The 22872-nt window shown below is 68.9% G+C and carries 21 protein-coding genes; 12 read left to right on the top strand and 9 right to left on the bottom strand.

Translation table 11 applies throughout. The features are described from left to right. Nucleotides 1–87 precede the first annotated feature (87 nt). Together pstS (CSC65_RS11615) and pstS (CSC65_RS11610) are read right to left on the bottom strand one after the other, a co-directional pair. A complete protein-coding gene (pstS, locus tag CSC65_RS11615; protein WP_162410736.1) occupies nucleotides 88–1182 on the bottom strand; it encodes a phosphate ABC transporter substrate-binding protein PstS in 1095 nt (364 codons plus the stop codon). 299 nt (nucleotides 1183–1481) lie between these two features. After that, entirely contained in the window at nucleotides 1482–2504 is a 1023-nt protein-coding gene (gene pstS / locus CSC65_RS11610) for a phosphate ABC transporter substrate-binding protein PstS (RefSeq protein WP_162410735.1), read from the bottom strand. A 304-nt stretch (nucleotides 2505–2808) separates the two neighbouring features. Between pstS (CSC65_RS11610) and CSC65_RS11605 the strand changes: the two genes are divergently transcribed. Further along, nucleotides 2809–4101, top strand: a complete 1293-nt coding sequence (locus tag CSC65_RS11605) for an OprO/OprP family phosphate-selective porin (RefSeq protein ID WP_162410734.1) — start codon at nucleotides 2809–2811, stop codon at nucleotides 4099–4101. 131 nt (nucleotides 4102–4232) lie between these two features. Here CSC65_RS11605 and nth read toward each other — a convergent pair whose 3' ends face one another. The 3 genes from nth to CSC65_RS11590 form a co-directional block, all read right to left on the bottom strand. Continuing rightward, entirely contained in the window at nucleotides 4233–4880 is a 648-nt protein-coding gene (gene nth / locus CSC65_RS11600) for an endonuclease III (RefSeq protein ID WP_238390373.1), read from the bottom strand. Between the two features lie 110 nt (nucleotides 4881–4990). Next, on the bottom strand, nucleotides 4991–5374 hold the full coding sequence (locus tag CSC65_RS11595) for a hypothetical protein (protein ID WP_238390371.1): 384 nt from the start codon (nucleotides 5372–5374) through the stop codon (nucleotides 4991–4993). Nucleotides 5375–5396: 22 nt separating this feature from the next. Continuing rightward, on the bottom strand, nucleotides 5397–6179 hold the full coding sequence (locus CSC65_RS11590; protein ID WP_162410732.1) for an enoyl-CoA hydratase/isomerase family protein: 783 nt from the start codon (nucleotides 6177–6179) through the stop codon (nucleotides 5397–5399). A gap of 168 nt (nucleotides 6180–6347) precedes the next feature. On the opposite strand from CSC65_RS11590, the gene CSC65_RS11585 reads away from it, so the two are divergent. The 3 genes from CSC65_RS11585 (at nucleotide 6348) to CSC65_RS11575 (ending at nucleotide 8875) form a co-directional block, all read left to right on the top strand. Then, nucleotides 6348–7049, top strand: coding sequence for an FKBP-type peptidyl-prolyl cis-trans isomerase N-terminal domain-containing protein (locus CSC65_RS11585; protein WP_162410731.1), 702 nt, complete (start codon nucleotides 6348–6350; stop codon nucleotides 7047–7049). Between the two features lie 120 nt (nucleotides 7050–7169). Further along, nucleotides 7170–8003: a CoA pyrophosphatase gene (locus CSC65_RS11580; RefSeq protein ID WP_238390370.1), complete on the top strand. Its 834-nt coding sequence runs from the start codon at nucleotides 7170–7172 to the stop codon at nucleotides 8001–8003. Next, complete coding sequence (locus tag CSC65_RS11575; RefSeq protein WP_162410729.1) at nucleotides 8000–8875, top strand: sulfurtransferase; 876 nt, start codon at nucleotides 8000–8002, stop codon at nucleotides 8873–8875. The genes CSC65_RS11580 and CSC65_RS11575 overlap by 4 nt, the downstream gene beginning before the upstream one ends. 31 nt (nucleotides 8876–8906) lie before the next feature. Here CSC65_RS11575 and CSC65_RS11570 read toward each other — a convergent pair whose 3' ends face one another. Further along, nucleotides 8907–9683 (bottom strand): enoyl-CoA hydratase/isomerase family protein, encoded by a 777-nt coding sequence (locus tag CSC65_RS11570; protein ID WP_162410728.1) that lies wholly within the window; start codon nucleotides 9681–9683, stop codon nucleotides 8907–8909. 44 nt (nucleotides 9684–9727) lie between these two features. Here CSC65_RS11570 and CSC65_RS11565 point away from each other — a divergent pair, with 44 nt between their 5' ends. Continuing rightward, nucleotides 9728–10186: a copper chaperone PCu(A)C gene (locus tag CSC65_RS11565; protein ID WP_162410727.1), complete on the top strand. Its 459-nt coding sequence runs from the start codon at nucleotides 9728–9730 to the stop codon at nucleotides 10184–10186. 9 nt (nucleotides 10187–10195) lie between these two features. Here the strand turns inward: CSC65_RS11565 and CSC65_RS11560 are convergent, their stop codons facing one another. Both CSC65_RS11560 and uvrA read right to left on the bottom strand, forming a co-directional pair. After that, the gene (locus CSC65_RS11560) at nucleotides 10196–10621 is read right to left on the bottom strand and encodes an acyl-CoA thioesterase (RefSeq protein ID WP_162410726.1); all 426 of its coding nucleotides are present in this window, start codon (nucleotides 10619–10621) and stop codon (nucleotides 10196–10198) included. After that, nucleotides 10618–13557, bottom strand: coding sequence for an excinuclease ABC subunit UvrA (gene uvrA / locus CSC65_RS11555; protein ID WP_162410725.1), 2940 nt, complete (start codon nucleotides 13555–13557; stop codon nucleotides 10618–10620). Before uvrA ends, CSC65_RS11560 begins: the two co-directional genes overlap by 4 nt. A 780-nt stretch (nucleotides 13558–14337) precedes the next feature. Between uvrA and rplU the strand changes: the two genes are divergently transcribed. The 3 genes from rplU to obgE all read left to right on the top strand — a co-directional run bounded on the left by rplU (nucleotide 14338) and on the right by obgE (nucleotide 16175). Beyond that, a complete protein-coding gene (gene rplU, locus CSC65_RS11550; protein WP_162410724.1) occupies nucleotides 14338–14658 on the top strand; it encodes a 50S ribosomal protein L21 in 321 nt (106 codons plus the stop codon). A gap of 12 nt (nucleotides 14659–14670) precedes the next feature. Next, nucleotides 14671–14931, top strand: a complete 261-nt coding sequence (rpmA, locus tag CSC65_RS11545) for a 50S ribosomal protein L27 (RefSeq protein WP_162410723.1) — start codon at nucleotides 14671–14673, stop codon at nucleotides 14929–14931. Between the two features lie 185 nt (nucleotides 14932–15116). Then, nucleotides 15117–16175, top strand: coding sequence for a GTPase ObgE (gene obgE / locus CSC65_RS11540; RefSeq protein ID WP_162410722.1), 1059 nt, complete (start codon nucleotides 15117–15119; stop codon nucleotides 16173–16175). Nucleotides 16176–16281: 106 nt separating this feature from the next. Here obgE and rpsT read toward each other — a convergent pair whose 3' ends face one another. Further along, entirely contained in the window at nucleotides 16282–16551 is a 270-nt protein-coding gene (gene rpsT / locus CSC65_RS11535; RefSeq protein ID WP_162410721.1) for a 30S ribosomal protein S20, read from the bottom strand. Between the two features lie 128 nt (nucleotides 16552–16679). Here rpsT and murJ point away from each other — a divergent pair, with 128 nt between their 5' ends. The 4 genes from murJ to lspA all read left to right on the top strand — a co-directional run bounded on the left by murJ (nucleotide 16680) and on the right by lspA (nucleotide 22832). Then, nucleotides 16680–18239: a murein biosynthesis integral membrane protein MurJ gene (gene murJ / locus CSC65_RS11530; protein ID WP_162410720.1), complete on the top strand. Its 1560-nt coding sequence runs from the start codon at nucleotides 16680–16682 to the stop codon at nucleotides 18237–18239. Between the two features lie 146 nt (nucleotides 18240–18385). After that, entirely contained in the window at nucleotides 18386–19471 is a 1086-nt protein-coding gene (locus CSC65_RS11525; protein ID WP_162410719.1) for a bifunctional riboflavin kinase/FAD synthetase, read from the top strand. Nucleotides 19472–19476: 5 nt separating this feature from the next. Then, nucleotides 19477–22323 carry an isoleucine--tRNA ligase gene (ileS, locus tag CSC65_RS11520; RefSeq protein WP_162410718.1) on the top strand — a complete coding sequence of 949 codons (2847 nt, stop codon included), beginning with the start codon at nucleotides 19477–19479 and terminating at the stop codon, nucleotides 22321–22323. Nucleotides 22324–22355: 32 nt separating this feature from the next. Then, nucleotides 22356–22832, top strand: coding sequence for a signal peptidase II (lspA, locus tag CSC65_RS11515; RefSeq protein ID WP_162410717.1), 477 nt, complete (start codon nucleotides 22356–22358; stop codon nucleotides 22830–22832). Nucleotides 22833–22872 lie beyond the last annotated feature (40 nt).

Below are 22872 nucleotides of genomic sequence, written 5' to 3'. Positions count from 1 at the left end.
GAGCGAGGGGGTCTGGTGGGAGGGACCGGACCTTCGGCTCCGCGGCGCGTTTCGACGCCGCGATCGCGGCGCCAGGCGTGCGTGCGCTTACTTGAACTCGGTCGCCCAGTAGGCCTCGATCTTCTGCACCAGTTCCGGCGGCAGCGGTACGTAGTGGAGCGCCTGCGCCTGCGGCTGGCCCTGCTCGAAGGCCCACTTGAAGAAGTCCAGGGTCGCCTGGCTGCGCGCGGCATCCTTGGGCTGCTTGTGCATCAGCATGAAATTGGTCGCGGTGATCGGCCACGCCAGCTCGCCGGGCGCGTCGGTGATGACCAGGTTGAAGTCCTTCGCGCTGGCCCAGTCGGCGCTGGCCGCGGCGGCTGCGAACGAATCGGCGTTCGGCTGCACCCACTGGCCGGCCGCGTTCTGCAGCGACGCGTACGGCATGCCGTTCTGCAGCGCATAGGCCAGTTCGACGTAGCCGATGCCGCCCTTGATCTGCTTCACGTAGGCGGCGACGCCCTCGTTGCCCTTGCCGCCCACGCCGGCGGGCCACTGCAGCGAAGTACCTTCGCCAACCTTGCCCTTCCACTCGCCGCTGACCTTGGACAGGTAGTTGCTGAAGTTGAACGTGGTGCCCGAGCCATCGGAGCGGTGCACCAGGGTGATCTTCTCCGCGGGCAGGGCGACGCCCGGATTGGCCGCGGCGATGGCCGGGTCGTTCCAGGTGGCGACCTTGCCCAGGAAGATGTCGGCCAGCAGCGGACCGGTCAGCCGCAGCTGGCCCGGCTGCACGCCTTCGAGGTTGAACACCGGGACCACGCCGCCGATCGCGGACGGGAACTGGCCCAGGCCGGCCGCGGCCAGCTCATCGCTGGGCAGTGGCTTGTCGGTGGAGCCGAAATCGACCGTGCCGGCCTTGATCTGGGCGATGCCGCCGCCCGAGCCGATCGACTGGTAGTTGACCTTGTTGCCGGTCGCGGCGTTGTAGTCGGCCGACCACTTCGACACCAGCGGATAGATGAAGGACGCGCCCGCGCCGGAGATCTGCGCGGCGACCCTCTCGCCGGCCGCAGCCGGGGCGGCCTGCGGATCGGTGCTGCCGGCAGCGGCCGTGCCTGCATCGCCGGCGGGCTTGCAGGCGGCCAGGGCCAGGACGGTGGCGAAGGACAGGGTGAGGAGGCGGACCGGGGCGTGCTTCATGGGCTCACTGCGGGGTCTTGGCCGGGCGGGCCGGCGGATGGGCGTATGAAATGATGTTTTTGTGACAGCCGTATGACGCGCCGTCCGGGGATTGCCGACACGTCCGCAGCGCGGGGCTTGCGCGCTGTCTTTGCCCCGCCGGAACCGCTGCCCGGACCGCGTGGCGGACGGGAAAGTGCGTGACGGGGAGGGCCGGGGCGGGGCAGCGGCCCTCTGCGGCACTGCGCCGAAAAAGAAAGAGCGCGGACCTGGGGTCCGCGCTCCGGGGTGAACGGCGAGGGGAGAGAGGGGCTCGCCGTTCAGAACTTCAGGTTCTGCGCCCAGTAGGCCTCGATCTGCTTCACCAGCGCGTCGGGCAGCGGCACGTAGTCCAGCTGGCGTGCCTGCGCATCGCCGTTGGCATAGACCCACTTGAAGTAGTCGCGGGCGTTCTTCGCACCGGCCACGTTCTTGGGCTGCTTGTACATCAGGATGAAGTTGGTCGCGGTGATCGGCCAGGAGTTGTCGCCCGGGGCGTTGGTCATGACCAGGTAGAAATCCTTGGCCTTGGCCCAGTCGGCGCTCGCGGCGGCGGCGGCGAAGGTCTCGTCGTTGGGCTGCACGAACTTGCCGGCGGCGTTCTTCAGCGAAGCGTGGGCCAGCTTGTTCTGCAGCGCGTAGGAAAGTTCGACGTAGCCGATGCCGCCCTTGATCTGCTTGACGTACGCGGCCACGCCCTCGTTGCCCTTGCCGCCGATGCCGGCCGGCCACTGGACCGAAGTGCCTTCGCCGACCTTCTCCTTCCACTCCGGGCTGACCTTGGACAGGTAGTTGGCGAAGTTGAAGGTGGTGCCGGAACCATCCGAACGGTGGACCACGGTGATCTTGGCGTCCGGCAGCGACAGCCCCGGGTTCAGTGCCGTGATCGCCGGGTCGTTCCACTTGGTGATCTTGCCGAGGAACACGTTGGCCAGGGTCGCGCCATCGAGCTTCAGCGCGCCCGGGGCGATGCCCTGCACGTTGAGGATCGGCACCACGCCGCCGATCACCGAGGGGAACTGGGCCAGGCCGTACTTGGCCAGCTCTTCCGGCTTGAGCGGGGCGTCGGAGGAGCCGAAGTCGACGGTGGCCGCCTTGATCTGGGCGATACCGCCCCCCGAACCGATCGACTGGTAGTTGACCTGCTTGCCGGTCGTGCCCTTGTAGTCGGACGACCACTTGGACATGACCGGATAGATGAAGGACGCGCCTGCGCCGGTCACGTCGTTGGCGTGGGCGAGGGAAATCGAGGAAGCGGCCGCGATGAGCGCGGCGGCGACGCGGGTCTTGAACGTGGCGTTCACGGGAAAACTCCGTATGCAGCGGATGGGTGGTGGGCGGACGCAATCCCATCGCGTCCAGCGGCGGCCATTGCATAACCGGGCGATGACAGCACCGCGTAGCGCCGATGACCGGAATGTGACAGCGGATGTCGGGGCCGGAGGCGAGCCGCCCCGGCGTGGCGGCACGGCGCGGTCATCGTTCTGTCATGTGGTGGTCGCGCGCCTGTCAGACGGGAGTCGCAAGCTGCGCGGCGTTTAACGGGTGCTTCACGTTCCCAGCGGAACGGCGCGCCGTGCACGCAAACCACCACCACCGGAGAGTCCCATGCGTTATTCCTACCTCGCCGTCGCGCTCGCCGCGGCCCTCGGCACCATGACATTCGATGCCGCCGCCGCCGAAAGCGCCGAGCTGGCCGAACTGAAGGCGCAGCTGGCCGCGCTGCAGGAAAAGGTCGCCGAGCTCGAGACGCGCACCGATGCGCAGTCGGACATCAACGTCGGCACCCAGCAGAACATCGAGAACATCGCAGCGACCACGCCCAAGCTGGAGACCAAGGGCGGGATCAAGGTGACCTCGCCGGACAAGAAGTTCGAAGCATCGATCGGCGGCCGCATCCACTTCGATGCCTACGCCTTCGATCGCGACATCGCCGCCACCACCGGCACCAGCGAGTTCCGCCGCGCCCGCCTCACCTTGGCCGGCAAGGCACTGGGCTGGGACTACAAGCTGGAGCAGGATTTCGCCGCCGGCACCAACCTGGACGGCCTGCGCGATGCCTACATCGCAACCGCGCTGTGGGGCGGCAAGGCCACGATCGGCCAGTTCAAGCCGTATCGCTCGATGGAGGAGCTCACCAGCTCCAACGAGATCCTGATGATGGAGCGTCCGTTCGCCTCGGCGACCGGCCTGTTCAACGGCCGCCAGTTCCAGCAGGGCGTGGGTTACCAGAAGGCGGGCGAGAACTACACCGCCGGCTTCACCGTGTTCAACCTGCGCAGCGCCTCCGGCGTGCGCAACGAGGGCATGGGCGCCTCGGGCCGCGTGACCTGGGCGCCGATCAACAACGACAATGAAACGTTGCACTTCGGTGGCTGGGTCAGCCAGGAGAACAACAACCAGGGTTCGGCCGACCTGGTCGCCGTGGCCAACTACGCCGGTCGCCGCGGCCCGGCGCAGACCATCGCCACCACCACCGGCGCCAGCCGCAACCAGGTCACCTCCTACGGCCTGGAGGCCGCCGGCGCGTTCGGCCCGCTGTTCTTCCAGGGCGAATACGTGAACGCGACCTTCGGCCAGCCCCTCACCGGCGACCAGGACATCACCACCTGGTACCTGCAGGGCAGCTGGCTGATCAACGGCGGGCACAAGGTGTACAAGGCGCCGACCGGCGTGTTCGGTTCGTCCAAGATCGACAAGGGCCTGTGGGAGCTGACCGCGCGCTACGACACCATCGAGAACAAGGACATCGCAAACCGCGAAGCGACCAGCGTGATCCTGGGCGTCAACTACTACGTCAATCCCAACCTGCGCTTCATGTTCAACTACACGCAGGGCGACAACGAGGTCAACGGCGACCAGACCGGCCAGTACGCGCTGCGCACGCAGTTCGCCTGGTAAGCGGCCTCGCCATGAGGTGACCGGACGCCCCGCGATCGCGGGGCGTCCTTTTTTTTGCGGGCCGCACGCGTCCGCGCAGCGGATCACGATGCGCGATTGCGCCGATCGCCTGTCCCGCGCGCCGGCAACGTTTACCGCGCTGGATCGACGGGGGTCTTGTCCGGGAACCGGCACAGGCTGCGGATCACGCACTGCGGGCAATCGGGCTTGCGCGCCTTGCACACGTAGCGTCCGTGCAGGATCAGCCAGTGATGCGCGTCGTGGAGGAATTCGGCCGGAATCCGCTTGAGCAGGTGGTCCTCGACCGCGCGCACGTCCTTGCCCGGGGCCAGCCCGGTGCGGTTGGCGACGCGGAAGATGTGGGTATCGACGGCCATCGTCGGTTCGCCGAACGCGGTGTTGAGGACCACGTTGGCGGTCTTGCGGCCGACGCCGGGCAGCGCCTCCAGTGCCTCGCGCTCGCGCGGAACCTGGCCGCCGTGCTGGTCGACGAGTATCCGGCAGGTCGCGATGACGTTCCTGGCCTTGGCGTTGAACAGGCCGATGGTCGCGATGTGGCGCTTCAGTCCTTCCTCGCCCAGCGCGAGGATCGCCTGGGGCGTGTTGGCCACCGGATACAGCCGCCGGGTCGCCTTGTTCACGCCCACGTCGGTGGCCTGGGCGGACAGGATCACCGCGACCAGCAGTTCGAACGGAGTGCTGTACTCCAGTTCGGTGGTCGGATGCGGATCGAGTTCGCGCAGCCGCGTGAACATCTCCTGCACCTCGGCGCGGCTCATCAGCTTGACGCGTCGCGCGGCCGGCTTGCGCCCGGTGGCATTGCCCGTTGCGGCGGTGGAGGCCTTGCCCGATGCAGGCTTTCTCGCGCGGCCGCGAGGGGACGGCGTCTTCATCCGTCCCCACGCCCCGCGGCCCGTGCGCGTGCACGCGCCAGCGCGGCGGCGGCGGCGGCCGGCAAGGCCTGTTTGGCGGCAGCCGGTGCCGGTGCAACGGCTGCAGCCACCCCTGCCGCCGAGGGCGCGCGACGTTCGTCCCGTTCTGCAGCGCGGCGCGCCAGGCGGAGCTCGCGCGCCCGGTACCGTTCGCGGGCCGCCCAGGCGGTATGCAACTGCTGCTGCATCGTCCGGATGGGGGCGTCCATCGCGTCCTCCGACGCTGCGTATTCCATCAGCCCGGCCCGCAGCGCGGAGTCGACATCGCCGGCCTGCAGCGACGCCAGCAGCCGTGCCTGCAAACTCGAGTGGGGTGCCTGGGTGCCGGACGTGCGGGCCATGGTGTCTTTCCGTGGGCCGAAGTCAGCGGTTGTGGAACTGCGGCTTGCGCTTGTCGAGGAACGCGGTCGTGCCTTCGCGCATGTCCTCGCTGGCGAACAGCAGGGCGAACTGCGCGCTCTCGAACTGCAGCCCCTCCTCCAGCCCGCATTCGCCGCCGAGCACGATCGCGTCGAGCACGCCGCGCAATGCCAGTGGCGCGGCCGCCGCCAGCTGGGCAGCGAGCTTCATCGTCTCGGCTTCCAGGTCGGCCGCCGGCACGACCCGGTTGACCAGGCCCAGCTGCAGCGCACGCACCGCGTCCACCGGTGCGCCGGTCAGGCACAGTTCCAGCGCCGCGGCGCGGCCGGCCAGCCGCAGCAGGCGCTGGGTCCCGCCGAAGCCGGGGATCAGGCCCAGGTTCACCTCCGGCTGGCCCAGGCGCGCGCTGTCCGCGGCGATGCGCAGGTGGCAGGCCATGGCCAGTTCCAGCCCTCCGCCCAGTGCGTAGCCGTTCACCATTGCGACGACGGGTTTGGGCAAGCGCTCGATCCTGCGCATCAGGCGCTGGCCGAGCAGGGAGAACTCCCGGCCCTCGATTGCGGTCAGCGCATTCATCTCGGCGATGTCGGCGCCGGCGACGAAGGCCTTCGCGCCGCTGCCGGTGAGCACCACGGCCCGGACCTGCGGGTCGTTGGCGGCGCTGGCGAACGCGTCGTCCAGCGCCTGCAGGGTCTGCCGGTTGAGGGCATTGAGCTTGTCGGGCCGGTCGACGGTGAGGGTGCGGACGCCGTCCGTGTCGCGGCTGAGGACGGGATTGGCCGTCATGGGCAGGGCTCCTGGTCGGGAATGTGAAGGCCGGCGCGGGAACTTCCCGACCGGGGGCTGGTCCGAAGCCCTGACCCGCGCTGGCGGGCCGCCGATGCGGCGGCTATCCTAGCGCGTCCGTTACTGCCGGGATCTGCCCGGCGTCCCCTTTCCCGGAGAACGATCCAGATGAAGTTGCGTCCTATCGCTGTCGCCATCGCGGCCCTGGCCCTGGCCGGCAGCGCCTTCGCCCAGGACACCACGTCCGAGAAGGGCAAGCTGAGCTACTACTTCGGCTACGACTACGGCAACAACCTGGCCGAGCTGGTCGAGCGCGGCGAGCAGATCGACTCCGCTTCGGTGGTCAAGGGCGTGCAGGACGCGCTGGCCAAGAAGCAGCCGGTGATCAATGCCGAGCAGCTGAAGCCGGCGCTGGAAGCGTTCCAGAAGCGCGAGCAGGCCCGGGCGCAGCAGGCCAAGGCGCAGTACGACAAGGCCGCCGCCGAGAACAAGACCAAGTCCGACCAGTTCCTGGCCCAGAACAAGGCCAAGGCCGGCGTGCAGACCCTGGCCAGCGGCGTGCAGTACCGCATCATCGAAGTGGGCAAGGGCGCCAAGCCGACCCAGGCCAGCACCGTGCAGCTTGAAGTCGCCGGCCCGTTCCCGTTCGGCCAGCGTCCGGAGCAGCCGCGTCCGGCGCAGCAGATCCCGAGCATCAAGGTCAGCGACGTCGAGATGGCCGCCATGCGCGAAGTGCTGCTGCAGATGCCGGCCGGTTCCAAGTGGGAAGTGGCGTTGCCGTCGGACAAGGCCTACGGCGCCGATCCGCGGACGCCGTTCCCGCCGAACGTGGCGGTGGTGTTCGAGATCAAGCTGGTCGCGATCAAGTAATAAGTAGTCGCCACAGCGTCGTCCTTCTGCGCCGGCTCGATGCCGGCGCAGTCGTTTCTACCGGATGCGTTCTGCAGGAAGCGTTCCGCGGTACGCTTCCCCCCACATGTGCGGACCTGCGTGCTGTCCATCGTCTTCCCTGATTCCCGCGCCGCCTCGCCCGCGCCGGCCAGCCCCTGCGTGCGGGTGTGCCGGCTCGACGCCGACGGCCTGTGCACGGGCTGCCTGCGCACCGGCGACGAGATCGGGCAGTGGTCGCGGATGGACGACTCCGAGCGGCGGCGGATGATGGCGACCGTCCTGTCCGACCGCGAGCGCGCGCGTTTCCGTTTCCTCGAACAGCTGCAGGAAGGCGAGCGGCTGCGCGAGGTGCTGTATCCGTTGCGGCAACCGCCCGCGGGCGACGGCTGGAACCGTTCCGAACTCGACGACCTGTTGCCGGGTAGCGAGGCGCTGGCCGAAGCGGCGGTGCTGGTCGGGCTGGTCCCGCGCGGCGCGGCGGGCACGCAGGTGCTGCTGACCCGGCGCACCGATGCGCTGCGCCACCACGCGGGCCAGGTGAGCTTTCCCGGCGGCCGGGTGGAGCGCGAGGATGCCGGCGTGCTCGGTGCCGCGCTGCGCGAGAGCAATGAGGAGATCGCGCTGGAGGTTTCCCAGGTGGCGCCGCTGGGCTTCCTCGACCCGTTCCTGACGATCAGCGGCTTCCGGGTGACCCCGGTGGTCGCGGTGATCGATCCGGACTACGTCCCGCGCCCGCATCCGGGCGAAGTGGCCGAAGTCTTCGAGGTGCCGTTCGAGTTCCTGATGTCGGCCGCGCACCTGCACCAGGTCGAGATGGAATTCCGCGGCCGCCGCCGCAGCGTGCTCGAATACGACTGGCCCGGGCAGCGGATCTGGGGCGCGACCGCGGCCATCCTCTACAACCTGCGACGACGGCTGGAGCAAGGCACATGACGGATGCGAGCTGGAACACGCTGGTCTCGGTGGACGCGTTGGCCGCGGCGCTGGGTGATCCGGGGCTGCGCCTGTTCGACGCGCGTGCCGTCGCCGCGATCACGCCCGGCGGGCCGGATCCGGCGAAGCTCTATGCGCATTCGCACCTGCCGGGCGCGCAGTACGCCGACCTGGACCGCGACCTGTCCGACCATTCGATCACCGGGCAGGGCAGGCACCCGCTGCCGCAGGCGGAAGCGCTCGCGCGCCGCCTCGGCGAATGGGGCGTCGCCCCGCACCACCAGGTCGTCTTCTACGACGCAGGCGATGGCAGCATGGCGGCCGCGCGCGGTTGGTGGCTGCTGAAGCTGATGGGCCACGAGCGCGTGGCCGTCCTCGATGGTGGGCTGGCCGCCTGGCGCGCTGCGGGCCTGGCGGAGACGGCGACCGTCGAAATGCCGCAAGCCTTGCCGCCATATCCGGCTTCGGGTTTCGACCGCAGTCGCATCGCGGGGGTCGAAGAGGTGGCGTCGCGGCTGGGCGAGGCGCCGGGCTGGCTGATCGATGCACGCGGTGGCGAACGCTTCCGTGGCGAGGTGGAGCCGATCGATCCGGTGGCTGGGCATGTGCCCGGCGCGATCAACCGCCCGTTCGCGCAGAACCTGCACGAGGGGCGCTTCCGTTCGGCCGAAGCGCTGCGCGCGGAGCTGTTGCCGCTGCTGCACGGACGCGCCGCGAGCGACGCCGTGCTGATGTGCGGTTCCGGAGTGACCGCATGCCACCTGCTCCTGGCGATGGAGCATGCCGGACTGCCCGGGGTCAAGGTGTATGCCGGCTCGTGGAGCGGCTGGATCTCCGATCCGTCGCGCCCGGTGGCGACCGGCGGCGCCTAGGTTCCGCAGGCGGCGCCAAGCGTCGCGCGTCTCACTTGCCGAGCTTGGCCATCAGGGCGCGCAGGCCCGCTTGGGTATCCGCTTCGTACCAGCCGTCGACGAAGCGGTCCAGGTGCAGGTGTTCCGGGTCCAGCGCCTGCACCAGGTCGGCGCGGGCCAGTGCGCGGGTCTGCAGCATCGGTGCGCGCGGCAGCCGCAGCAGGTCCTGCAGCCAGAGGATCGCGCGCGGCACCACGTCGTCGACCCCGGCCAGTTCGTCCACCAGCCCGATCCTCAAGGCCTCTTCGGCCGCGACCATGCTGCCGGCCACCAGCAGCCGCTCGGCGCGATGCCGGCCGACCACGCGCCGCATCAGCTGTTGCGCGCCGTCAGGTACGGCCAGGCCCACCTGGGTCTCGTTCATGCCCAGCGCATAGGGTTTGGCGGGATCGGTCGAGCGCGCCATCACCCGGTAGTCGCAGCACAGCGACAGCACGCAACCGCCGGCAGGCGCATGCCCGGTGATCGCCGCGACCACCGGGATGCGCAGTCCGGCCAGCGCACGTGCCGCACCGAAGAACGCGCCCCAGGCTGCCCGCAATGCATGCCGGTCTTCGCCCAGCGACATCAGGTGTGGCACGTCGAGTCCGGCCGAAAACATGCCGGGCGCACCCGAAAGCACCACCGCATCGGCATCGCCGGCGACGGCGGCATCCAGCGCTGCGATGAGGGCGCGGCACAGGGCCGGGTCGAGCGCATTGGCTGGCGGGCGGGCCAGGCGCAGTTCGCGGATGCGGCCGTGGTCCAGGATCTGTACGTGCGTGGTCATGTCCCGTCCAGTGAAGCGTCGAAGATGGCCGTTATCATAGGCGCATGCATATCCGATCCCCGCTGTCCGCGTTCGCGCTTGTGCTGCTGGCCATGCAGGCTGCGTCCGCGGCGACGCCCGTGCCGGCAGATCCTGCCTGTGTGTCCCTGGAGGAGGGCTGGATCCGCATGCCGCCCGCGCCGCGTCCGATGCTCGCCGGCTTCGGCCGCATCGAGAACGGCTGCGCCACGGAGCAGGCGCTGGTCGCGGTCCGCAGTCCCCGCTTCGGCGAAGTGTCGCTGCACGAGACGCGCCTGATCGACGGCGTCAGCCGCATGCGCGAGATCGAACGGCTGCCGGTCGCCGCCGGGGCCGAAGCCGTGCTGCAACCGGGCGGGCTGCACCTGATGCTGATGCAACCCGATGCCGCGCTGGCCGAGGGCGAGCGCGTGCCGCTGGTGCTGGTGCTGGAAGGCGGGCGCGAAGTGCCCGCCACGCTGACGGTGCGCAAGGCCGCGCCCTAGCGGCGCGGATCAGGTCGAGGCGTTGCGGATTGCTTCCGGAAGCGGTGCGCTCTTGCCGGTCTGCGTGTCCATCCAGACCACGACGACATTGCCGTCCGAATACAGCACGCTGTTGTCCTTCAGGTCGACGATGCGATGGCCGATGGTTACGCTGCTGCCGCCGAGCCGGTCGACGTAGAGCTCGACCATGACGTCGTGCGGCCAGGTCAGCGGGCGCTTGTAGTTGATGTTGTTGGCCGCGACCACCGGCGCGATGCGATCGGTCATCGACACCCCGGGCACCGTCAGCATCCAGCGCACGCGTGCTTCTTCCAGGTAGGCGATGTACTTGGCGTTGTTGACGTGGCCCATGCTGTCCATGTCGCGCCAGCGCACGCTGATCGGGATGCGGGCCAGCACTTTGCGCGGATCCTGCGCCGGCGCGGTGTCGCTCATCGGGAGGCCTTCTTCTTGGTCGCGTTCTTGCGCGGGGGCAGCACGGCGGGACGGGGCGTCGCGGCGGGCTTGCTGCCGCGCGGCCCCTTGCCCGCGGGCAGCAGCTTGGACAGGAAGCGGCCGGTATGTGAGGCGGGATTGGCCGCGATGTCCTCCGGCGTGCCGGTACCGACGATCTGGCCGCCGCGATGCCCGCCCTCGGGGCCCAGGTCCACGACCCAGTCGGCGGTCTTGATCACGTCCAGGTTGTGCTCGATCACCACCACGGTGTTGCCCTCGTCGCGCAGGCGGTGCAGCACGCCGAGCAGGTGCTCGATATCGTGGAAGTGCAGGCCGGTGGTCGGCTCGTCGAGGATGTAGAGCGTGCGCCCGGTGTCGCGCCGCGACAGTTCCTTGGACAGCTTCACCCGCTGTGCCTCACCGCCCGACAGCGTGGTCGCGCTCTGGCCGAGTTTGACGTAGCTCAGGCCCACGTCGACCAGGGTTTCCAGCTTGCGAGCGATCGCCGGCACCGGCTGGAACAGCTTCAGCGCGTCCTCGACGGTCATGTCGAGCACGTCGTGGATGCTGTGGCCCTTGTAAAGGATGTCCAGGGTTTCGCGGTTGTAGCGCTTGCCATGGCACACGTCGCAAGGCACGTACACGTCCGGCAGGAAGTGCATCTCCACCTTGATCAGGCCATCGCCCTGGCAGGCCTCGCAGCGTCCACCGCGCACGTTGAAGCTGAAGCGGCCGGGCGAATAGCCGCGGGCGCGCGCCTCGGGCACCTGCGCATAGAGCTCGCGCAGCGGCGTGAACAGGCCGGTGTAGGTGGCGGGGTTGGAGCGCGGCGTGCGACCGATCGGCGACTGGTCGATGTCCACGACCTTGTCGAACAGGTCCAGGCCCTCGACTTCCCGGTACGGCGCGGCCTGGTGCGAGGCGCCGTTGATCTCGTTGGCGGCCAGCGCGTACAGGGTGTCGTTGATCAGGGTCGACTTGCCCGAGCCCGACACGCCGGTGATGCAGGTCATCAGCCCGGCCGGGATGTCCAGGTCCACGCCCTTGAGGTTGTTGCCGGTGGCCCCGCGCAGGTGCAGGGTCATCTTCGGGTTCGCCTTGTGCCGCTTGGCCGGCACCTCGATCTGGCGCTTGCCCGACAGGTACTGGCCGGTGATCGAGCGCGGCGCCTTGAGGATGTCCTGCAGCGTGCCTTCGCCGACGATCTCGCCGCCGTGCACGCCGGCGCCGGGCCCGATGTCGAGCACGTGGTCGGCGATCCGGATCGCGTCCTCGTCGTGCTCGACCACGATCACCGTGTTGCCGAGGTCACGCAGCCGGGTCAGCGTGCCGAGCAGGCGCTCGTTGTCGCGCTGGTGCAGGCCGATCGAGGGTTCGTCGAGCACGTACATGACGCCGACCAGGCCGGCGCCGATCTGGCTGGCCAGGCGGATGCGCTGTGCCTCGCCGCCGGAAAGGGTGTCGGCCTTGCGCTCCAGGGTCAGGTAGTCGAGGCCGACATCGACCAGGAAGCCGAGCCGTTCGTTGATCTCCTTGACGATCTTGGTCGCGATCTCGCCGCGCCATCCGGCGAGGTTGAGCGAGCGGAAGAAGGTCAGGGCCTCGTCGATGGGCAGCACAACCAGGGACGGAAGCGGCTTGTCGGCGACGAAGACGTTGCGCGCGGCGCGGTTCAGGCGCGCGCCACCGCAGTCCGGGCAGGCGCGCTCGCTGATGTACTTGCCCAGTTCTTCCTGGACCGCGGCCGACTCGGTCTCGCGGTAACGGCGTTCCAGGTTGTTGATGATGCCTTCGAAGCGGTGCTTGCGCTGGGCGCGGCCGCCGCTTTCGGTGAGGTAGGTGAAGCCGATCACTTCCTCTCCGCTGCCGTAGAGCACCGCCTGCCGCACCGCGTCGGGCAGGCCCTGCCACGGGGTGTCGACGTCGAAGCGGTAGTGCTTGGCCAGCGAGGTGATCAGCTGGAAATAGTAGGCGTTGCGGCGGTCCCAGCCGCGCACGGCGCCCGCGGCCAGCGACAGCTCCGGGTGCGCGACCACGCGCGCCGGATCGAAGAACTCGGCCATGCCCAATCCGTCGCAGGAGGGGCACGCGCCCATCGGCGCGTTGAACGAGAACAGGCGCGGCTCGAGCTCGGGCAGCGAGTAGTCGCAGACCGGGCAGGAATACTTGGACGAGAACAGCTGCGGCGGCGCGGCGGCATCGTCCAGCGACATCACCATCGCCATGCCGTCGCCGAGCTTGAGTGCGGTCTCGAACGATTCGGCCAGTCGCTGCCGGATGTCCTCGCGCGGGCGGAACCGGTCGACCACCGCCTCGATGGTGTGCTTCTGCCGCAGCGCCAGGGCCGGTACCGCATCGATTTCGTGCAGATCGCCATTGACCCGTACGCGGACGAAGCCCTGTGCGCGCAGCTGCTCGAAGACCTGGGCGTGCTCGCCCTTGCGGTCGCGCACGACCGGCGCAAGCAGCATCCAGCGCTGTTCGCGGGTTTCTTCGGATTCGCCCAGCGCCAGCACCTGGTCGACCATCTGGCCGACGGTCTGTGCCTCGAGCGGATAGCCGTGGTCCGGGCAGCGTGGCATGCCCACCCGCGCGTAGAGCAGGCGCAGGTAGTCGTAGATCTCGGTGATCGTGCCGACCGTCGAGCGCGGGTTGTGCGAGGTCGACTTCTGCTCGATCGATATCGCCGGCGACAGGCCTTCGATGTGATCGACGTCGGGCTTCTCCATCACGCTGAGGAACTGCCGGGCGTAGGCCGAAAGCGATTCGACGTAGCGGCGCTGGCCTTCGGCGTAGATGGTGTCGAAGGCCAGCGAGGACTTGCCCGATCCGGACAGGCCGGTGATCACGATCAGCTTGTCGCGCGGCAGATCGAGGTCGATGTTCTTGAGGTTGTGTGTGCGAGCTCCGCGGATGCGGATCGTGTCCATCGCCATCGGGCAGGGGGTCCGTTGGTAGGCTGGGGGAAGGCCAATCAGTCAGCCTACCGGCCTGCCGATTTGGGGGCAATTCCCCGGATACCCAACCGCCGCTGCCGGCCCCAGGCGCATTCCGGTTCAGGTGCGGTCGGCGACTTCGACTCGCGTCGAGACGGGGTGATCGCCCCCACGGCGCCACCGCGAATTCGAGGCTGAACGAACGCGGCGCCCCCGGCCCGGGCCAGGGCGGCGGCCGGGCGGCGCTCCGGCGGTGGCCCGTGGTCGAGCGGCGGCTGCCGTGCACCTCGCCCGGACCCCCTGAGCCGTGGGGCGATCCGGTCGTGCCCGCCCACCTAGCCGGGGACGACTGCCTGCTCCGGGCCGGGCGCATCGGTCCCCAGGACACCTGAAGTGTGCAGGCCTGGATGGGCGGACCTCCGAAATCCCCGTCCGGGCGGCTTCGGAAGCGGCCACGGAGAGGCGCCGCGCGATGCCGCTCTGGCCGGCCCGGGGGCGTGCACCTGGGAGAGGGGGGTGGTTGCACCGCTGCCTGACTGCCCGGTCCCGACCAGCGGCATGCGGTGATCCGGACCGGCCGCCGGGTCCGCCCGGGGTCCGGGGCCTTCGTCGACTACCCGGCCGCAGGGCTGGATCCGGCGCCTTGGGCGCCCGGCTGAACCGGTGTCCGGTGGCGGGAGGGGCCGGTTGCGCGTAACCGGCTGAATTCCCTATAATCCCGCTCCTGTCTGCCCTCGATGGCAGGCGGCGACCATAATAACTACAGAGGAATACCTGGTCATGTACGCAGTTCTGGTAACCGGCGGTAAGCAATACCGCGTGGCGCAGGGCGAAACGCTCCGCGTCGAGAAGCTCGAGGCCGAAGTCGGCAACGAGATCAAGTTCGACAGCGTCCTGCTGCTCGGCGACAGCGATGGCATCAAGGTCGGCGACGCGCTCAACGGCGCCAGCGTGACCGCCAAGGTCGTCGGCCACGGCCGCGGCGACAAGGTCCGGATCATCAAGTTCCGCCGCCGCAAGCACCACATGAAGCGGCAGGGCCATCGCCAGTACTACACCGAAATCGAGATCACCGGCATTGCCGGTGGCGACAGCAAGTAAGGAGAAGCAGTCATGGCACATAAAAAGGCTGGTGGTTCTACCCGCAACGGCCGCGACTCCAACCCGAAGTACCTGGGCGTCAAGATTTTTGGCGGACAGGTCGTCGAAGCCGGCAACATCATCGTCCGTCAGCGTGGCACCCAGTTCCATCCGGGCGCCGGCGTCGGCCTGGGCCGTGACCACACCTTGTTCGCGCTGGTCGACGGCAAGGTCGAGTTCGGCACCAAGGGTGCGGCCAAGCGTCGTACGGTCAGCGTCGTCGCTGAAGCCTGATTCCGTGCCGCGCCTGGCGCGGCACCTTCAAGGCGGATGAGACGCAGGGAAAGCCCCGCTCCGGCGGGGCTTTCCGTTTCCAGGCGCACGGTGCGCCTGACCTCCCGACCCGGGGCCGCGCTTCCGCGCCGCGCCGGTAGACTGTGCCGGCCACCGGCAATCCTTTCCTTTCCGGTTCCGTGCCCATGAAACTCGTCGACGAAGCAGAAATCGATGTCATCGCCGGCAATGGCGGTAACGGCTGCATTGGCTTCCGCCGCGAGAAGTTCATCCCGCTGGGCGGTCCCGACGGCGGCGACGGCGGCGGTGGCGGCAGCGTCTGGCTGGTCGCCGACGAGAACCTCAACACCCTGGTCGACTTCCGTCACGAGCGCATCTTCAAGGCGCAGCGCGGCGAGAACGGCATGGGTCGGCAGATGTACGGAAAGGGCGGCGACGACAAGATCGTCAAGGTGCCGGTCGGTACCGTCATCACCAATGTCGACACCGACGAGGTGATCGGCGACCTCACCCGGCATGGCGACCGCCTGCTGGTGGCCCGCGGCGGCAAGGGCGGCCTGGGCAACATGCATTTCAAGAGTTCGATCAACCGGTCGCCGCGCCAGGCCACGCCGGGCGAACCGGGCGAAGAGCGCCTGCTGAAGCTGGAGCTGAAGCTGCTCGCTGACGTCGGGCTGCTCGGTTTTCCGAACGCGGGCAAGAGCACCTTCATCCGCGCCGTGTCCGCGGCCACGCCCAAGGTGGCTGACTATCCGTTCACCACGCTCTATCCGAACCTGGGCGTGGTCAGCGTCGAGATGCACCGCAGCTTCGTCATCGCCGACATCCCGGGCTTGATCGAGGGGGCGGCGGATGGTGCTGGGCTGGGCGCGCAGTTCCTGCGCCACCTGCAGCGCACCCACCTGCTGCTGCACCTTGTCGACATCGTGCCGATGGAGGGCGGGGTCGAGGGTGTTTCGCCGGCCGAACAGGTCCGCGCGATCGAGCGCGAGCTAGGCAAGCACGACCCTGAGCTGCTGGCCAAGCCGCGCTGGCTGGTGCTCAACAAGGCCGACCTGATGTTCGAGGACGAGGCCGCCGAGCGTGCCGCGCAGATCGTGGCGGAACTGGGCTGGGACCAGCCGTGGTTCCTGGTCTCGGCGCTGGGCCGCGAGGGCACCTGGCCGATCATGCTCGAGGTGATGTCCTTCCTCGACCGGCAGCGCATCGCCGAGGCGGAAGCGCGCGAAGATGCCGCAGGCTGAGTATCTGGCGGGAACGACAAAAAACCCGGCCGAAGCCGGGTTTTTCGTTGCGCGCATTCGCCGCCTGGACGGTCCGGCCGCGGGGCCGGGCGCCGTCGCGTCGGGATCAGGCGACCTTGAGCGCCTTGATGCGGGCGGTCAGGCGGCTCTTGTGGCGGGCAGCCTTGTTCTTGTGGATCAGGCCACGCGAGCTGAAACGGTCCAGGATCGGCTGCGCGGTGGCGAAGGCGGCTTCGGCGCCGGGGGCGTCGTTGGCGTCCAGGGCCTTCAGGACCTTCTTGACGGCGGTACGGAGCTGCGAACGTTGGGCAGCGTTGCGCGCGTTGCGCACGACGGTCTGCTTGGCGCGCTTCTTGGCGGACTTGATATTGGCCACGGCGGTGGATTCCTGAAAAACTGTTGCGGATACGGTGTGGGATACAGCGAACGCGAAATTATGGCGGATTCAATTACTTGCGTCAACCGCGCTGGCCAGGCCGCGCCCGGGGCCGGGAAGGTGGCCCGATGAGCGGTCCCCGGCTGCTGCGCTCGACCGCGGTGTTCAGCTCCATGACCCTGTTGTCGCGCCTCGCAGGCTTCGGCCGCGACATGCTGCAGGCGACCCTGTTCGGTACCGGTGGGGCGATGAGCGCCTTCATCGTGGCCTACCGGATCCCGAACTTCCTGCGCCGGGTGTTCGCCGAGGGCTCGATGGCCATGGCGTTCGTGCCCGTGCTCAACGAGATCAAGGAGCGGGGCGACAGGGACGCGCTCCGGTCGTTCATCGACCACATGGCCGGCGCGCTGTGCGCGGTGGTGATGGTGGTCTGCGCGCTGGGCATGCTCGCCGCGCCGCTCATCGCCCGCCTGTTCGCACCGGGCTGGGCCGACCATCCCGAGCTGCTGGCGCAGACCGCGCAGATGCTGAGGATCACGTTCCCGTACCTGCTCTTCATCTCGATGATGTCGCTGGCGGCCTCGATCCTCAACAGCACGGGCCGTTTCGGGCTGCCGGCCTTCACTCCGGTGCTGCACAACCTGACGATGATCGCGGCCATGTTCTGGCTGGCGCCCCGCTTCGAGGTGCCACCGGTGGGGCTGGCGTGGGGCGTGCTGGTGGCCGGCGTGCTGCAGCTGGTGCTGCTGTGGTCGGTGCTGGGGCGGCTGGGGTTGCGACCGCGGCTGCGCCCGGGCTTCGGGCATCCGGATGTACGCAAGGTCGCGCGACTGATGCTGCCCACCCTGTTTTCGTCCTCCGTGGCGCAGGTGAACCTGATCGTCGGCACCGCGTTCGCTTCGCTGCTGGCGGCCGGAAGCGTGGACTGGCTTTACTACTCGGACCGCCTGGTCGAATTCCCGTTGGGGCTGTTCGGGGTGGCGCTGGGCACGGTGATCCTGCCCCACCTGTCGCGCCGGCACGCCGCTGCCGACGCCGAGGGCTACAACGCCTCGCTTGACTGGGCCCTGCGCATGGCCTTGCTGGCCGGTTTGCCGGCGGGCCTGGGCCTTTTGCTGCTGGCCGAGCCGATCACCGCCACGGTTTACAACTACGGGCACTTCACCAGTTTCGACACGCGCATGGCTGCGTACAGCCTGAGTGCGATGAGCCTGGGCGTACCGGCGTTCATGCTCAGCAAGGTGCTGGCGCCGGCATTCTTCTCCCGCCAGGACTCGAGGACGCCGATGCGCGCGGCGATCTGGACCGTCGTGGCCAACGTGGTGCTGACCGTCGCCATCGTCACGCCGCTGTGGCGGAACAACGTGCCGGGCAGCCATGCGGGCATCGCGCTGGCGACGGCGCTGGCTGGAATGATCAACGCCTGGTTGCTGTGGAGGGTGCTGCGGCAATCCGGGCTCTACCGGCCCGCGCCTGGCTGGGGAAGGTTCGCGCTGCGCCTCGCGCTCGCCTGCGGGGCGATGGCGGTGACCGTGCTGGCGGCGCGGAGCTGGATCGGTGAGTGGACCGACCTCCACGGGGTCGCCACCCGGGTCGGCTGGCTGATGGGTGTCATCGCGGCCGGGGGCGCCTGCTACGGACTGGTCCTGTTCGCGCTGGGGCTGCGGCCCCGGCATCTGCGTCACTGACCGCGTCGATCTGCTGGCTGCGATTCCCGTGCCTGGCGGGTCGGCCCAGAAGGCGCCGCGCCGGCCGCGCCGGCTATACTTCGGCGTTCGGCCCGGGCCGGCGCCACGCCGGCGCCACGGGCGATCCACGGGTCTTGAAGAGATAGATGAGCAGGCTGTTCCGTGACGTCGATGGCGGGTCCCTGTGCCCGCGCGGCAGCGTGGTCTGCATCGGCGCCTTCGACGGCCTCCATCTGGGCCACCGGGCCCTGGTGCATCACGCCGTCGCGCGGGCGCAGGCGCTGGGCGTGCCCACGGTGGCGCTGAGCTTCGAGCCGCTGCCCCGCGAATTCTTCGCCCGCGAAACGCCACCGCCGCGCCTGACCCTGCCGCGCGACCGGATCGAGGCCCTGCTTGGACTGGGCGTGGACCTGCTGGGCCTGCTGCGTTTCAACGCCGCGCTGTCGGCGATGCCGGCGGAGGACTTCGTCCGCCGCGTGCTTGCCGGCAGGCTGGGTGCGCGCGAGGTGTGGATCGGGCCCGAGTTCCGCTTCGGCCACCGCCGTGGCGGCGACCTGGCCCTCCTGCAGGCCATGGGCGGCGAGCTCGGGTTCACCGCCGGCGAGATCGCGCCGGTGCATGCGCAGGGCGAGCGCGTTTCCAGTACCCGCATCCGCGAAGCGCTGCGCGCGGGCGACTTCAGCCAGGCGGCGGCGTTGCTCGGGCGCCCGTACTCGATCGGTGGACGCGTGGTGCGTGGACGCCAGCTCGGCCGCACGCTCGGTTTTCCTACCGCCAACCTGCGCTTCCCCAAGGCGCCCGCGTTGTCGGGGATCTATGCGACGTGGGTCCACGGCGTGGGTCCGCGGCCGTCGCCCTCGGTATCCAGCTTCGGTACCCGGCCAACCGTCGATGGCGTCGAGCCTTTGCTGGAAGCCCACCTGTTCGATTTCGCCGGCGACCTGTACGGGCGCCACCTGCAGGTCGAGTTCGTCGCCAAGCTGCGCGACGAAGAGAAGTTCGCCGACCTGCAGTCGCTGACGGAGCAGATGCACCGCGACGCGGCGCAGGCACGTCGCCTCCTGGCCGAGGCCGCGATCCCCGCTCAGCTAGGCGCGGACTCCGACAGTTCCAATCCCTCGCAAGAATCCGCACATCCACGCGCGGATCTCGACAGTGCGAATCCTTCGCAAAAGCCCGCGCATCCGTGTGCGGACTCTCCAATAGACAACCTGGCCGCCGCGCGACGGTAGACGACGTGACCCAAGACTACAAAGCCACCCTCCACCTGCCGGCCACGGAATTTCCGATGCGCGGCGACCTGCCCAAGCGCGAGCCGGACACCCTGGCGCGCTGGGAAGCCGATGGCCTGTACGCGCAGCTGCGCGCGCATGCCCATGGCCGCCCGCTGTTCGTGCTGCACGACGGCCCGCCCTATGCGAACGGCGCGATCCACCTGGGCCATGCGGTCAACAAGATCCTCAAGGACATCATCGTCAAGTCCAAGTACCTGGCCGGCTTCGATGCGCCGTACGTGCCGGGTTGGGACTGCCATGGACTGCCGATCGAAATCGCGATCGAGAAGAAGTACGGCAAGGTCGGGGTGAAGCTCGACGCGGTCGAGTTCCGGCAGAAGTGCCGCGAGTACGCGCAGTCGCAGATCGAAATCCAGCGCAAGGACTTCAAGCGCCTGGGCGTGATCGGCGACTGGGACAACCCCTACATGACGCTGGATTTCCGCTTCGAGGCCAACGAGATCCGCGCGCTGGCCAAGATCGTCGACAACGGCCACCTGACCCGCGGCGTCAAACCCGTCCACTGGTGCTTCGACTGCGGTTCGGCATTGGCAGAGGCGGAGATCGAGTACCAGGACAAGCTCTCGCCGGCGATCGACGTGGCTTACGCCGCGCGTGACGCGCAGGCGCTCGGGCAGGCATTCGGCATCGAGGTGCCGGCGGATGTCGAGGTCGCCCTGCCGATCTGGACCACCACCCCGTGGACGCTGCCGGCCTCGCTGGCGGTGTCGCTGGGCCCGGACCTGGAATACGTGCTGGTGGAGGGGCCGCCGCACGAAGGCAAGCGCCGCTGGCTGGTGCTCGCCGATGCGCTGGCCGAGCGCGCGCTGCAGCGTTACGGCGTGACCGGGCTGGTGGTGCATGCACGGGTGCAAGGCGCCGCGCTGGAGAACCTGCTGTTCGCCCACCCGTTCTACGACGAACGCGATATCCCGGCCATCCTCGGTGACCACGTGTCGGCCGAAGACGGCACCGGCGCCGTGCATACCGCGCCCGGCCACGGCCAGGACGACTACGTGGTCGGCAAGCGCTACGGCCTGATCGACAAGTACACGGCCGCCCAGCTCAATCCGGTGGACGGGCGCGGCGTGTACCTGCCATCGACTCCTGCCGCCCATGGCGTCGAACTCGCGGGCCTGCATATCTGGAAGGCGAACGACGCGATCGTCGACGTGCTGAAGCAGGGCGGTGCGCTGCTCGCCTTCAGCAAGCTGGAGCACAGCTATCCGCACTGCTGGCGGCACAAGACCCCGATCGCGTTCCGCGCCACGCCGCAGTGGTTCATCTCGATGGAGCAGGCGGGACTTCGTGCCGATGCGCTGGCCGCAATCGACACCGTCACCTGGTACCCGGAGTGGGGCAAGGCCCGCATTGCCGGCATGGTCGAGGGGCGCCCGGACTGGACGATCTCGCGCCAGCGCACCTGGGGCGTGCCGATCGCGCTGTTCGTGCACCGCGAGACCGGTGAGCCGCATCCGCGCAGCATCGAACTGATGCGCGCCGTCGCCGACAGGGTCGAGCAGGGGGGCGTGGATGTCTGGTACACGCTGGACGCCGCCGAACTGCTGGGCGACGAAGCGAAGGACTACGACAAGATCACCGACATCCTCGATGTCTGGTTCGATTCCGGCGTCACCCATGAAGCGGTCCTGCTCGAGCGTGGCCTGGGCAAGCCTGCCGACCTGTACCTGGAAGGTTCGGACCAGCATCGCGGCTGGTTCCAGTCTTCGCTGCTCACCGGCATCGCGATCGACAAGGCTGCGCCGTACCGGCAGTGCCTGACCCACGGATTCACCGTGGACGAGCATGGCCGCAAGATGTCCAAGTCGCTGGGCAACGGCATTGAGCCGCAGGACATCATGAAGACCCTGGGCGCGGACATCCTGCGCCTGTGGATCGCCTCGGCCGACTACAGCAACGAGATGTCGCTGTCGCAGGAGATCCTCAAGCGCAACGCCGACGCGTACCGTCGCCTGCGCAACACCGCGCGCTTCCTGCTCGCCAACCTGCACGGCTTCGATCCGGCCAGCGACCTGCTGCCGCTGGAGGAAATGGTCGCACTGGATCGCTGGATCGTGCATCGCGCCTTCGAGCTCCAGGAGAAGATCAAGGCTGCGTATGCACGTTACGACTTCGCCGAGATCGTGCAGGCGCTGCTCAATTTCTGCAGCGTCGACCTGGGCTCGCTGTACCTGGACGTGACCAAGGACCGCCTGTACACCATGCGCGGCGACTCGCGCGGCCGGCGCAGCGCGCAGGGCGCGATGTACCGGATCGCCGAGGCGTTCGTGCGCTGGATCGCACCGGTGCTGAGCTTCACCGCCGACGAGCTGTGGGGATACCTGCCGGCGTCCACCGAGGGCGGGCGCCGTGAGGCGAACGTGCTGTTCGCCACCTGGTACGAAGGCCTTGCGCCGCTGCCGGCCGACGCGGAGGTGGGCGCGGCCGATTTCGACAAGCTGCTGGCCCTGCGCGAACAGGTCGCCAAGGTGCTCGAGCCGATGCGGGCCAGCGGCCAGATCGGCGCCGCGCTGGAGGCGGAGATCACGCTGACCGCCGGCGCGGATGCGGCGTCGCACCTGCAGCCGCTGGCCGAGGAGCTGCGCTTCCTGTTCATCAGTGGCGACGTTTCGGTGGTCGCGGCGCAGACCGAGGACATCTTCGTCAGCGCGCAACCGACCGGCAAGGTCAAGTGCGTGCGTTGCTGGCACCATCGCGCCGATGTCGGCTCGGATGCGTCGCACCCGGAGCTGTGCGGGCGCTGCGTCTCCAATATCGAAGGCCCGGGCGAAGATCGGAGGTGGTTCTGAGCATCACGACGACGCGACCCAAGCCCAATGCCATGGCCTGGCTGCTGCTGTCCGCGGCGATCATCGTCCTGGACCAGTGGAGCAAGGCCTGGGTGCTGTCCAGCCTGCCCGAATACACCGCAGTACCGGTGATCGACGGCTTCTGGAACTGGTACCGCACCTACAACACCGGCGCGGCCTTCAGCTTCCTGGCCGATGCCGGCGGCTGGCAGGCGATCTTCTTCACCGTGCTCGCCTTCGCCATCTGCGGCCTGCTGGGCTGGTGGCTGTGGCGCACGCCGCGCGGCGACTGGCGCCAGGCACTGCCTTACTCGCTGGTGATCGGCGGCGCGCTGGGCAACGTGATCGACCGTCTCGTCCATGGCCACGTGGTCGATTTCGTGCAGTGGTACTGGCGCGGGCACTACTGGCCGGCGTTCAACATCGCCGATGCGGCGATCGTCGGCGGGGCGGTGGGTATCGCGCTGTTCGGGCTGTTCGATGGCAAGCGGCGGAAGGCGGGTTCATGATGCCTGTGCGAGCCTTGTCGCCAGCCTCCGCCGCGCGCAC

It is taken from the genome of Pseudoxanthomonas daejeonensis (assembly GCF_010093205.1).
Lineage (GTDB): Bacteria > Pseudomonadota > Gammaproteobacteria > Xanthomonadales > Xanthomonadaceae > Pseudoxanthomonas > Pseudoxanthomonas daejeonensis.
This window is presented reverse-complemented; position numbering and strand designations above follow the sequence as displayed.